Annotated in this window: 12 protein-coding genes; all 12 read left to right on the forward strand. The window is 38.5% G+C overall.

Annotation, left to right across the window (positions count from 1 at the left end; all coding sequences use genetic code 11):
• The first annotated feature begins 1 nt into the window (after window position 1).
• Window positions 2-1162, forward strand: coding sequence for an ADP-forming succinate--CoA ligase subunit beta (gene sucC, locus BN1068_RS01915; RefSeq protein WP_077601152.1), 1161 nt, complete (start codon window positions 2-4; stop codon window positions 1160-1162).
• A 61-nt stretch (window positions 1163-1223) separates the two neighbouring features.
• Window positions 1224-2126 carry a succinate--CoA ligase subunit alpha gene (gene sucD / locus BN1068_RS01920; RefSeq protein ID WP_077601153.1) on the forward strand — a complete coding sequence of 301 codons (903 nt, stop codon included), beginning with the start codon at window positions 1224-1226 and terminating at the stop codon, window positions 2124-2126.
• Between the two features lie 118 nt (window positions 2127-2244).
• Window positions 2245-3144 (forward strand): DNA-processing protein DprA, encoded by a 900-nt coding sequence (gene dprA / locus BN1068_RS01925; RefSeq protein ID WP_254846683.1) that lies wholly within the window; start codon window positions 2245-2247, stop codon window positions 3142-3144.
• A gap of 84 nt (window positions 3145-3228) precedes the next feature.
• A complete protein-coding gene (gene topA, locus BN1068_RS01930) occupies window positions 3229-5307 on the forward strand; it encodes a type I DNA topoisomerase (protein WP_077601154.1) in 2079 nt (692 codons plus the stop codon).
• A gap of 448 nt (window positions 5308-5755) precedes the next feature.
• Window positions 5756-6661 (forward strand): tyrosine recombinase XerC, encoded by a 906-nt coding sequence (gene xerC / locus BN1068_RS01935; RefSeq protein WP_077601155.1) that lies wholly within the window; start codon window positions 5756-5758, stop codon window positions 6659-6661.
• Between the two features lie 285 nt (window positions 6662-6946).
• The gene (hslV, locus tag BN1068_RS01940; protein WP_077601156.1) at window positions 6947-7492 is read left to right on the forward strand and encodes an ATP-dependent protease subunit HslV; all 546 of its coding nucleotides are present in this window, start codon (window positions 6947-6949) and stop codon (window positions 7490-7492) included.
• A gap of 163 nt (window positions 7493-7655) precedes the next feature.
• A complete protein-coding gene (hslU, locus tag BN1068_RS01945) occupies window positions 7656-9053 on the forward strand; it encodes an ATP-dependent protease ATPase subunit HslU (RefSeq protein ID WP_077601157.1) in 1398 nt (465 codons plus the stop codon).
• A 29-nt stretch (window positions 9054-9082) separates the two neighbouring features.
• Window positions 9083-9862 (forward strand): GTP-sensing pleiotropic transcriptional regulator CodY, encoded by a 780-nt coding sequence (gene codY / locus BN1068_RS01950; RefSeq protein WP_077601158.1) that lies wholly within the window; start codon window positions 9083-9085, stop codon window positions 9860-9862.
• A gap of 575 nt (window positions 9863-10437) precedes the next feature.
• Window positions 10438-10830, forward strand: coding sequence for a flagellar basal body rod protein FlgB (gene flgB / locus BN1068_RS01955; protein ID WP_077601159.1), 393 nt, complete (start codon window positions 10438-10440; stop codon window positions 10828-10830).
• Between the two features lie 2 nt (window positions 10831-10832).
• Window positions 10833-11288, forward strand: coding sequence for a flagellar basal body rod protein FlgC (gene flgC / locus BN1068_RS01960; RefSeq protein ID WP_077601160.1), 456 nt, complete (start codon window positions 10833-10835; stop codon window positions 11286-11288).
• Between the two features lie 20 nt (window positions 11289-11308).
• On the forward strand, window positions 11309-11611 hold the full coding sequence (gene fliE / locus BN1068_RS01965) for a flagellar hook-basal body complex protein FliE (protein WP_077601161.1): 303 nt from the start codon (window positions 11309-11311) through the stop codon (window positions 11609-11611).
• Between the two features lie 193 nt (window positions 11612-11804).
• Window positions 11805-13418 (forward strand): flagellar basal-body MS-ring/collar protein FliF, encoded by a 1614-nt coding sequence (gene fliF, locus BN1068_RS01970; RefSeq protein ID WP_077601162.1) that lies wholly within the window; start codon window positions 11805-11807, stop codon window positions 13416-13418.
• Window positions 13419-13428: the final 10 nt, after the last annotated feature.

Here is a 13428-nt window from a genome sequence, read left to right on the forward strand (position 1 = left end):
GATGAACATTCATGAGTACCAAGGTAAGCAAGTTTTACGGGAATTTGGTGTAAAAGTTCCGAACGGTCATGTTGCCTATTCAGTTGACGAAGCTGTAGAAGCTGCAGAAAAGCTTGGCTCACCTGTAACCGTTGTCAAAGCACAAATCCATGCAGGTGGACGTGGGAAAGCTGGTGGTGTAAAGGTTGCGAAGAGCCTGGAGGAAGTTCGTACATATGCGGATGAAATTTTAGGAAAAACACTTGTAACACATCAGAACGGTCCTGACGGTACAGAAGTAAAACGTTTACTTATCGAAGAAGGCTGTGATATTCAAAAAGAATATTACGTAGGGGTAGTTCTTGACCGTGCAACGTCCAGAGTTGTTATGATGGCGTCTGAAGAAGGCGGCACAGAAATTGAAGAGGTGGCAGAAGCAACACCTGAAAAAATCTTCAAAGAAGTGATTGATCCTGTTGTCGGTTTATCACCTTATCAAGCTAGAAGACTGGCATTTAATATTAATATTCCGAATGAATTACTAGGTAAAGCAGTTAAATTTATGACAGCATTATATGAAGCTTTTGTTGCAAAGGATTGCTCTATTGCAGAAATTAATCCGCTTGTAACAACAGGTGATAATGAAGTGCTTGCATTAGATGCAAAATTAAACTTTGATGATAATGCACTCTACCGTCATCCGGATATAGCGGAATTACGTGATTTAGGTGAAGAAGATGAAAAAGAAATACAAGCTTCCAAGTATGACCTGAGCTATGTCTCTTTAGATGGAAATATCGGATGTATGGTAAATGGTGCCGGTTTAGCAATGTCTACAATGGACATTATTAAACACTATGGCGGTGATCCGGCTAACTTCCTTGATGTGGGGGGCGGTGCTACAGCTGAAAAAGTAACAGAAGCATTTAAAATCATTCTTTCAGACAAAAATGTAAAAGGAATTTTTGTAAACATTTTTGGCGGAATTATGAAATGTGATGTCATTGCTGAGGGTGTTGTAGAAGCAACCAAACAAATCGGTTTAACTATTCCGTTAGTTGTTCGTTTAGAAGGTACAAACGTAGAGCGCGGAAAACAAATTTTAGATGAATCAGGTCTGAATATTACTTCTGCAGCTTCTATGGCAGACGGCGCAGAAAAAATTGTTGCAGCAGTGAAATGAAGTAGTTACCGTATGATTACTTACAAATAAAGGACGTATAATAGGAAAGGGCGGACTTAGAATGAGTGTTTATATTAATAAAGATACAAAAGTAATAGTCCAAGGGATTACAGGTGGAACTGCACGTTTCCATACAAAGCAAATGTTAGAATATGGTACAAAAATTGTTGGCGGTGTTACTCCTAAAAAAGCAGGTACAGAAGTAGAAGGGGTTCCTGTTTTTAATACAGTTGAAGATGCTGTAAAAGCTACTGGGGCAACTGCATCTGTTATCTATGTACCGGCACCTTTTGCTGCAGATGCAATTATTGAAGCAACAGATGCAGAGCTAGATTTGGTTATCTGTATTACAGAACATATTCCGGTAATGGATATGGTCAAAGTAAAACGTTATATGGAAGGCAAGAAAACACGCCTTGTCGGACCTAACTGCCCAGGTGTCATCACTGCAGATGAAACAAAAATTGGCATTATGCCTGGATATATCCATAAAAAAGGCCATATCGGAGTTGTTTCCCGCTCTGGTACATTAACTTATGAAGCAGTGCATCAATTAACAGAAGCTGGATACGGACAAACAACAGCAGTTGGTATTGGCGGCGATCCTGTTAATGGGACAAACTTCATCGATGTGTTAGATGAGTTTAACAAAGACCCTGAAACAGAAGCTGTTATTATGATTGGAGAAATCGGCGGTACAGCAGAAGAAGAAGCTGCTGAATGGGTTAAAGCCAATATGACAAAACCTGTTGTCGGATTTATCGGCGGTGTAACAGCACCTCCAGGAAAACGCATGGGTCATGCCGGTGCGATTATCTCCGGAGGAAAAGGGACAGCTGATGAAAAAATCCGTGTTATGGAGTCTTGCGGTATTAAAGTAGCAGATACACCAGCTGTCATGGGAGAAACAATGATTGCAGCATTAAAAGAAAAAGGCCTGGAAGAAAAATGTAAAACACACTAAAACGGTTATAATATGTTTTAAAGAAGCCTGTCAGAATATGAAGCCTCTATCTAACTGCCAGATAGAGGCAAGATTCTGTCCAGGCTTCTCATTTTAGGTGAAAGGGGAATTATATGCATTGAATTATCATATTGATCGTCTAGACTTTATTCATCTCAGCCGATGCCGTTATGCATCGCGCGCTTTTATCCGAAAATGGATCAGACTGGATCCTGAATTAAAAAAAATTTATCAAATCTCCTCTCAAGAATTGTCAAAAATTATTCGAATTCCTCAGAAAAAAGCACAAATCCTCTTGAAAGACCTCCATAACAAGCTTTTAAAAAAGAAGATTTTGGCAGAAATAAGAGAATATCATATCATCACATTGGTTGACGAATATTATCCCGATATGTTAAATACAATTAAAGACGCACCGCTCGTTTTATATGGAGCAGGAAATCCTGACCTTTTAAAAAAACAGCCGGCGCTTAGTGTTATTGGTACAAGGAATCCATCTAATGAAGCTTTTAGAAAGCTTCACTTTGCAGTAACCCCTCTTATTGACGCCAATTGGGTTATTATCAGCGGGATGGCCAGAGGGATTGACAGTATGGCACATCGGTTGACATTAGAGCGGGGAGGGAATACGATTGCTGTTCTGGGTAGCGGATTTCATTCGATATATCCGCGAGAGCATATTTCTCTGTACCAGCAAATAGCAAGAGAAGGACTGGTTCTGTCAGAATACCCTCCTGATCAGCCGCCTCAAAAATATCATTTTCCAGAAAGAAATCGGATTATAAGTGGTTTGACAATGGGGACTCTAGTTATTGAGGCAATGAAGAAGAGTGGAACAATGATTACTGTTGACCAAGCTCTGGATCAAGGAAGGGATGTGTTCGCTGTACCGGGCAGTCCGCTTTTAAAACAGTGCACAGGTTGTAATGAGCTCATTCAAAATGGCGCAAAATTAATACAATCAGCCGAGGATATTTACACAGAGTGGAATTATTATTTTCAATTATTCAATAAATAGTGTTTGACAAAATCGTATTCTATCTATATTATTAGGAGCGATTTCTATTCGTAAATTGTCAACCTCATTATGGGAGGAACGTACATGTCAGATTATCTCGTTATCGTTGAGTCGCCAGCGAAAGCAAAAACGATTGAACGATATTTAGGAAAAAAATATACAGTAAAAGCTTCTATGGGACATCTTCGGGATTTGCCAAAGAGTCAAATGGGAGTAGACGTTGAAGAAAATTATAAATTGAAGTATATTACCATCCGCGGAAAAGGGGATATACTTAAAGATTTAAGAAAATCAGCAAAAAAAGCAAAAAAAATCTTTCTCGCAGCCGATCCGGATCGTGAGGGAGAAGCAATTGCATGGCATTTAGCACATGTTTTAAATGTTGATGAAAACTCAAAGTGCCGGGTTGTTTTTAATGAAATTACAAAGGATGCCATTAAAGAATCTTTTAAGCATCCGCGGCCAATTGATTTAGACTTAGTTGATGCGCAGCAGGCCCGCCGTGTTCTCGATCGGTTAGTAGGCTATAATATCAGCCCAATACTATGGAAGAAAGTGAAAAAAGGATTGAGTGCCGGACGCGTACAGTCTGTTGCTTTGAAAATGATTATTGATAGAGAAAAAGAAATTGAGAATTTCAAACCGGAAGAATACTGGTCTATTGATGGAGTATTTGCAAAAGGTAACGAAACGTTTGAAGGTGCTTTTTACGGTGTTGATGGCAAAAAAACAAAGCTTAAAACAAAAGATGATGTAGAAGAGGTTAAGAAGAAGCTGGATGGTAAAGAATTCACTATTCAAAGTGTGAAGAAAAAGGAAAGAAAGCGAAATCCAGCACATCCATTTACTACTTCATCCCTTCAACAGGAAGCGGCAAGAAAGCTTAACTTCCGGGCAAAGAAAACCATGATGATTGCTCAACAATTATATGAAGGAATTGACCTGGGACGTTCTTCAGGCGGAATTACAGGTTTAATCACATATATGCGTACCGACTCCACGCGGATTTCAGATGGAGCTAAAGAAGAAGTTAAAGACTATATTAAAGAGAATTACGGGGAAAACTTCCTGGGCAAACAGGGTCCTGTCAAAAATAAGAGCGGCGCCCAGGATGCGCATGAAGCAATTCGCCCGACGTCAACCTTGCGTGATCCAAAAGCATTAAAGAATATTTTATCAAGAGACCAGCTGCGGCTGTATAAGTTGATCTGGGAACGTTTTGTTGCGAGTCAAATGGCGCCGGCAGTGATGGATACAATGACGGTGCACCTGTTGAATAACGGAGTAGAGTTTCGTGCAACCGGTTCAAAAATAAAGTTTAAAGGCTTTATGAAGGTCTATGTAGAAGGTAATGACGATAACAAAAAAGTGGAAGATAAAATACTGCCGGACTTGGAAGAAGGCACGAAGGTTGAATCCAAAGAAGTGAAACCGAATCAGCATTTTACCCAGCCGCCGCCACGCTATACAGATGCGAGACTGGTGAAAACAATGGAAGAGATGGGTATCGGCCGTCCATCTACTTACGCACCGACTTTAGATACGATTCAACGCAGAGGTTATGTATCTATTGATAATAAACGATTTGTTCCTACTGAGCTGGGTACTATTGTCTGTGAACTCGTAGAAGAATTTTTCCCGGAAGTAATTGATGCAGAATTCACTGCAAAAATGGAGACTGATTTAGACTCTGTAGAAGAAGGAAAAACTGCCTGGATTCAAATTATTGATGACTTTTATCAAGATTTCAGCAAACGGCTTGAAAAAGCAGATGCTGAAATGGAGAAGGTAGAAATACGCGATGAGCCTGCTGGTATTACCTGTGAAGAATGCGGACATGAGATGGTTTATAAAATGGGCAGATACGGTAAGTTTCTGGCGTGTTCCAATTTTCCTGATTGCAGAAATACAAAGCCTATCTTAAAGAAAATTGGTGTCACCTGCCCGAAGTGTCATAAAGGCGAAGTAGTAGAAAGAAAATCAAAGAAAAAAAGAACATTCTATGGCTGCGACCAATTTCCAGAATGTGATTTTGTTTCGTGGGATAAACCTATTGCCAGAAGCTGTCCGAAGTGTAACTCCATGCTTGTTGAAAAGAAAAGTAAAAAAGAAACACAAGTTCAATGCTCCAATTGTGAATATAAGGAAGTTGCACAAAAATAGCTAATTATTTAATTAGCTATTTTTATTGTGAATAAAGAATATAACAATCTAATCTTAAATGTAATAACAAATATAAGAACATTAAAGTTGACTAAAAATACATTTGTTATTATAATCACTAGTTGGTAAGGTAATTACCTTTACAGAAGATAAACGATAAGCTAAATGAAAATATTGCCCCAGATTATTTGAACAGTTGTTTACATCCCTTTGCCCTAGAGAATCTTCCATCATAGCTGATGATTCTCTTCAAGCTATCCGCAGAAAAATAAATATAGCGGGGATGTATATAACTTCTAATTACCTGATTAAATGTTTCTTCATTTCATTGAATTTTCTTAACCGTAAACACCTTTCAGAATTTTATTACAATTGCGTTAAATTCATTGCATTCTTATATGGATTATGCTATGCTTTATCCGTTATACGATGATGAGGTGAATTCTTTGTGGAATTAAAAGCATATATAGATCAATTTATAGAGTATTTACAAATTGAAAAAAATGCCTCACCGTATACTGTGCAATATTATCGGAGCGATTTAGAAACATTCGAAGCTTTTATGCAAAGAGAAGATGTAAATGATTTAAAAGAAGTAAGTTATCGGGAAGTCCGGATATTTCTTACAGAATTATATGATGCTTCATTAAGCAGAAGGTCTGTTTCCAGAAAAATATCTTCCCTTCGAAGCTTTTACCGTTTTTTAGAACGGGAGAAGCTCGTTGTGGTGAATCCGTTTATACAGCTTACACTGCCTAGAACAGAAAAGCCTGTACCCGGTTTTTTTTATGAAGAAGAGCTGGAGAATCTTTTTCGTGTAAATGATTTGATGACGGATTTAGGGCAGCGTGACCAGGCACTGCTGGAGGTTTTGTATGGAACCGGGATCCGTGTCAGTGAATGTCAGCAGCTGCAGCTGCAGGATATTGATTTTTCAATAGGAACTATTTTTGTCAGAGGAAAAGGGCGTAAAGAGCGTTATGTTCCTTTTGGCAGTTTTGCAGAAGCTGCTTTAAAAAAGTATTTGATTAATGGAAGGAAAAATTTACTGAATAAATCAAATAACATGACAGAGAATGTATTTCTAAATGCAAGAGGAAATCCGATAACAACAAGAGGCATTCGTACTGTGTTGAATAAAATAGTAGAAAAAGCTTCTTTAAATATTCAAATACATCCCCATAAACTCAGGCATACATTTGCAACACATATGCTGAATGAAGGGGCAGATTTAAGGTCAGTACAGGAATTGTTAGGGCATGAAAGTTTATCCTCTACACAAATATATACACATGTCTCTAAAGAGCATTTGAAGAAGGCTTATATGAAAAGCCATCCGCGCGCAAGTGAGTGAGAATCTAAAGCGGAGAGCACCTATTCAGCAACGTACGAACTGGACTGAGACGTAGGAGATAAAGGAAACATGCCCCTTTAGGGGTATGTCGACGTTAGGCTTCAGCCTGTTTTTAGTCGGCCTTCCTTTCCTTTAAACCGATGCTGACTTATCGTACGGAGCTGAGGGAAGTTGCGGTAGTTGTTGTTGGGCGCTCGGAGCTGGATGCGGCTATTCTCGAAACAGAAATAAATTCTGCAAAATTGTATGCTTACTTTACTATTAAAAATTAGGTGAGGTGGATATATGGATTCTGGGATGCATGCCACAACTATATTTGCAGTGCAGCATAATGGAAAGTGTGCAATGAGCGGTGACGGCCAGGTTACATTGGGTAATGCTGTTATTATGAAGCATACTGCAAAGAAAGTAAGAACTTTATATAATGGTAAAGTTCTGGCAGGATTTGCCGGCTCTGTTGCAGATGCTTTCACGCTGTTTGAGAAATTCGAAAATAAGTTACAGGCTTTTAATGGAAATTTGACAAGAGCAGCTGTTGAATTAGCGCAAGAATGGCGTTCTGATAAGGTTCTTAGGAAGCTGGAGGCTATGCTGATAGTAATGAATAGAGAAAATATGTACCTTGTATCCGGCACAGGTGAAGTTATCGAACCGGACGATGGTATTTTAGCTATTGGATCTGGTGGCAATTATGCGTTAAGTGCCGGCAGAGCGTTGCAGCAAAAAGCACCTCAGTTGTCTGCTGCTGAAATTGCGCAGACGGCATTAGAAATTGCGGGAGATATTTGTGTGTTTACCAATGATCAGATTACATTAGAGGTATTGGAATAAAACTTTAACGAAGTGTTTTAAAAAACGTCAACTAAAGGTTTCGCAGCCTATCATTTGAGGTTGCGCTTACTCAGCCCAAATGATAGGCTGGTGACTTTATGAACATCTTTTTTAAAGTGATTTCATGTTTTTAATGAAGTCTTGATAAGGGAGGATACTTTTGATGACGGCAGACTTAACGCCAAAGCAAATTGTGACTCAGTTAGATCGGTACATTATAGGGCAGAATCAGGCTAAGAAATCTGTGGCTGTGGCTCTTAGAAATCGTTATAGACGTATGAAGCTGGACGAAGATTTTCAGGATGAAGTTGTGCCCAAAAATATTTTAATGATCGGGCCGACAGGTGTAGGAAAGACAGAAATTGCAAGACGTCTTGCCAAGCTGACCGGTGCACCCTTTATTAAGGTAGAAGCGACGAAGTTTACAGAAGTTGGTTATGTCGGCAGAGATGTTGAATCAATGGTTCGTGATTTAGTTGAAAATGCTGTTCGAATGGTGAAAGAAGAAAAGATGGAAGATGTTATGGAGTCTGCGGAACAAGAAGCAAACCAAAAGCTTATAAAATTGCTTGTCCCTCAAACCAAATCTAAAAATTCTGTGAAAAATCCTTTTGAGATGCTGTTTCAAGCTTCTGATTCGGATGAAGATCAAGAAGATGATACTTCTAATGAAGAATCAGAAATTAAATCAAAGAGAAAGCGGATAGCCCACCAGCTGGCTTTAGGCGAGTTGGAAGACCATTACGTTTCTATTGAAGTGGAAGAAATTCCGCCATCTATGTTTGACATGCTGCAAGGTTCGGGAATGGAACAAATGGGGATGAATATGCAGGATGCTTTTGGTCAGTTCATGCCTAAAAAGAAAAAGAAACGTAAACTAACTGTTTCAGAGGCGAGAAAAGTCTTGACTCAGCAAGAGGCACAAAAGCTTGTCGACATGGATGAGGTCACACAGGAAGCTATTAAACGCTCTGAACGAACAGGTATTATTTTTATTGATGAAATTGATAAAGTAGCAGGTAAACAGGAAGGCTCTGCCAATGTTTCCAGAGAAGGTGTACAAAGAGATATCCTGCCGATTGTGGAAGGATCAACCATTGTCACCAAGCATGGAGCATTAAAAACGGATCATATCCTATTTATTGCAGCAGGAGCTTTTCATATGTCGAAGCCTTCGGATCTGATTCCCGAACTGCAAGGCAGATTTCCGATTCGTGTAGAATTAGAAAAGCTTACAATCAATGAATTCAAGCAAATTTTAACAGAGCCTTCCAATGCTTTATTAAAACAATATAAGAAAATGCTGGAAACAGAAGGTATAAAACTTAAATTTACGGACGAAGCTATAGAAAGACTTGCGCAAATTGCTTTTGATGTGAACCAGGATACAGACAACATTGGAGCACGCAGATTGCACACTATCTTAGAAAAATTATTAGAAGACCTGTCCTATGAAGCTCCTGATATTTCAATGACAGAAGTTGAAATTACCGGAGGATATGTTAATGATAAGCTTTCGACTATTGCTCAAAACAAGGATCTCAGTCAATTTATACTATAATTTAAAATTCTAAAATGGAGGAATATCAAATGGATTTATTAACTAGAGCAAGAAAAATTAATGCAATGCTACAAACAGCAACAGGAAAGTCAGTAAACTTTAATGAAATGTCAGCGTCATTACGTGACGTGATTCGCGGGAATGTCTATATTGTTAGCAGACGCGGAAAATTATTAGGTGTAGCAGTAAATCAAGAGGTAGAAAATGATCGTATGAAATCCATGCTTGAAGAAAAGCAATTTCCTGCAGAATATACTGAGGGATTACAGGAAATCCGTGAGACTACTGCAAACCTTGATATCGACAACAAGCACACCGTATTTCCTGTTGAAAATAAAGAATTATTTAAAGACGGCTACACTACAATCGTTCCAATTATCGGTGGCGGAGAACGCCTGGGTACGTTAATCATTGGCCGCGTAAATGAAACATTTAATGATGATGATTTATTATTGGCTGAATATGGTGCAACTGTAGTAGGTATGGAAATACTTCATGAGAAAACAGAAGAAATTGAAATGGAAGCACGAAGCAAAGCTGTTGTACAAATGGCGATCAGCTCTCTGTCTTATAGTGAGTTAGAAGCAATTGATCATATTTTTGAAGAATTAAACGGAAAAGAAGGCTTATTAGTTGCAAGTAAGATTGCTGACCGTGTAGGAATTACACGTTCTGTAATTGTTAATGCACTTCGTAAGCTGGAAAGCGCAGGGGTTATCGAGTCCCGCTCTCTGGGTATGAAAGGAACTTATATTAAAGTATTAAATGATAAGTTCTTAGTAGAACTGGAAAAAATCCGTACACGCTAAATAAACTGAAATAAGCAGTGGAGGAAGAATCCTTCTCTGCTTTTTTTGTGCGGAAAAAACCCGAACTTTCTCCGCACGGCCTATGATGGATGAAACTGATTTAATTGTTCTTTGCTATGAATTTGGCAACAAAGGGCGGGATGGGTTAACAGTTGTTTGAAAGAAATATTTTAACGGTGTAAAAGTCTTCATGCGCAACATAAAGTGAGAAAGGAAGCTTTCTAATATGTGTTGAGAAATAAATATATATTTATAGTAAATTAGATTTAAATGAAAATTAAAATGAGTATATTGAATTCCTTGGCTGGAAAGGGTAGAATGAAAAAAGAGGTCTAATTACCTGTTTTTAATCATTTTTCGATATATAGCTTTCTTTTCTGTGTTATTTTGTAATAATTTATCATGAATCATCAAGATATTAGGTGTTTTGTTCTAGTCTTAAGGATTCATTTTGAGAATTGTCAAGAATTATGTAGAAATTGCATAGACTTTATCAATCACTTAATTTAAAATTAATTCGTATAATGAATATCATTTATGGGTGTTAATGTTAAAAAAGAAGGTGTGAAATACAAATGGATTTATTTAGTGGAACGATTAGCCGGTTAGAAAATTCGATACAGTATGCTTCTGCAAAGAATAATGCTATTTCCAATAACATTTCAAATGCAGATACACCGAATTATAAGGCTGAAAAAGTAAGCTTTAAATCTGCTTTAGAAAACGAGATGGGCGCTCTTCAGGCAAATAAGACGAATGAACGTCATTTGGACTTTAATGAAGGAGAAAATAAACCTTTTCGTATTATGAAAGATTCATCAACTACATATAATCATAACGGTAATAATGTCGATATTGATAAAGAAATGTCAGAACTGGCTAAAAATCAAATCTATTATAATAGTCTTATTGATCGTATGAATGGGAAATTCAGCAGTTTACAATCCGTTATTCGAGGAGGAAATTAAAATTGTCTATCTTTCAGTCAATGAATACCAGTGCAAGCGGCTTAACATCCCAAAGATTGCGCATGGATTTAGTATCTTCCAATTTGGCAAATGCGCAGACAACCCGGGCTACACAAAATGCAGATGGGGAATTCGAACCGTATCGCCGGAAAATGGTTACTTTTGGTACGGAACAGCCTTCATTTAAGCAAATGTTAAAAAATGCTGAAGGTGCCAATGACTCTGGCGGTGGTGTGAGAGCCACAGGAATTGTTGAGGACCAGACGCCATTTGAGCTAGTATATAATCCGGAACATCCTGATGCAGATGAGGATGGCTACGTAGAAATGCCAAATGTGGATCCTTTAAAAGAAATGGTCGATATGATGAGTGCTTCCCGTTCTTATGAAGCAAATGTGACAGCTTTCAATGCCAGCAAAGGAATGCTGATGAAAGCATTAGAGATAGGAAGAAACTAAAATAAAGGTGGTATAGTGGAATGAATATAGCTGGGACTAATTTCCCTTCATTAAATCAAATTGGAAATGAACAACCTTCACGTATAACTCCAAACGAAGTACAAAGTAATTTCTCTTCCATGTTAAAAAATGCTATAGAGGATTTGAATCATATTCAATTAGAATCAGACAAGCAGACAGAAGGATTAGCAAACGGTAATGTGGAGAACCTTCATGATGTAATGATCTCAGCTCAAAAAGCAAGTATTACACTGGAAACCGGCGTACAGGTACAAAGAAAAGTAATTGATGCCTACAACGAAATTATGCGAATGCAGGTGTAAAGATAATTAAACGAGACTGTTAAAAACGGAAGGGATAATGAATTTGCCCGCGTTGAGCAGTTGGAACCCGGGGTACTCCCTGCCGGAAAATTGCGTTTAGTAACAATATTAAAAATGATTGGTGCTTTAGGGGCCGCACGTCTTTAATAAGAATAAAGATTACAGTTTTTTGAATTTAGTGAGGGTAGTGTATATGAAAGAGAGATTACAGAGATGGAGAGAATCCACTTTTACTTTTTGGAAGTCCAGATCTAAGGGGCAAAAAGGAACCATGATTGGTGGAGCAGTTCTGATCATTATGCTGATCGCAGCGATGGTTTTCTTTACTACAAATACGAAATATGTTCCTTTGTATAATAATTTATCCCTCCAGGAGGCTGGTCAGATTACAGGTGAGCTGGATACAAGGGCTGTTCCATATGAGCTCGAAAATGGCGGGACATCTATTCTGGTTCCTGAGGAGCAGGTTGATTCGTTATTGTTGGAGTTTGCCTCTATGGGTCTTCCAAGCAGTGGAAGTATAGATTATTCATTTTTTAGCGAGAATGCCTCCTGGGGTATTACAGAGAATGAATTTAGTGTGATGAAACTGGATGCGATGCAAACGGAGCTTGGAAATTTGATTTCCGGTATTGACGGCATCCAAGATGCAAATGTCATGATTAACATGCCGGAGCAGCCTGTATTTGCTGATGAGTCATCAGGAGAAGCAAGTGTTGCTATTATGCTGCATACACAGCCGGGATATCAATTTGAAGGGAATCAGGTAGAAGGACTTTATCATCTGGTATCAAAGGCAGTTCCTAATTTAGATCCGGAAGATATTATCATTATGAACCAGTACTTTGAATACTATGATCAGGATACACAATTTGCCGGAGGGCAGGATACATATTCAAATCAGCAATCTATTAAGAAAGATGTAGAGCGGGATATTCAACGAAGATTACAGCAAATGCTCGGTACCATGTTAGGAAATGAAAATATTGTTGTTTCTGTTACTGCAGATATCGATTTTTCACAGGAGAACCGGACAGAAGACTTGGTAGAGCCTGTCGATTTAGAAGCTATGGAAGGCATTCCTGTCAGCTTAGAAACGATTCAGGAGTCTTATGCAGGTCAAGGAAGCCCGGATGATGTTGTGGGCACCGGAGAAGAAGATGTTGCTAATTTCCCTGCCGGTGATGGTGATGATGGTGAATACGAATTAGATAAAGAAACCATTAATTATGAGTTTAATCGTATCCGTCGTGAGATAGTAGAAAGTCCTTACCAAGTCAGAGACCTTGGTATACAGGTTGCGGTTAACAGCGCAAGACAAGCTACAGATGGAGAAACAGAATTTTTAAATCAGCAGGAACAGACAGATGTTCAACAAGGTGTCGAATCCATTTTGAATTCTATCATTGAAACATCGGTTGATGGCGACTTACAGGATGAAGATACTATTGCTAATACATCGATTGTTTTCCAGGAGTTCAGCGCTTCTGCCGGAGAACAGGAAGAACCATCTGGAGCAGGAATTCCTTTATGGCTGTATATTGCCGGCGGAATATTACTCATTGTCATAGTTATTTTAATCGTTATGCTCAGAAGAAATCGTACTGAGGAAGAATGGATGGAAGAGGAAATACAGGAAGAACGGCCATTAACATCTGTATCCAATAACGAGGAACCGGTTATTCCTGATCTTGCTACCACAAAAGATACAGAAGAAGTTATCAGGAGAAAACAGCTTGAGAAAATTGCAAATGAAAAACCAGAAGAATTTGCGAAATTATTACGCAGCTGGATGAATGAAGACTAGGAGGTTTTAT

The sequence above is a fragment of the Oceanobacillus sojae genome (assembly GCF_900162665.1).
Lineage (GTDB): Bacteria > Bacillota > Bacilli > Bacillales > Amphibacillaceae > Oceanobacillus > Oceanobacillus sojae_A.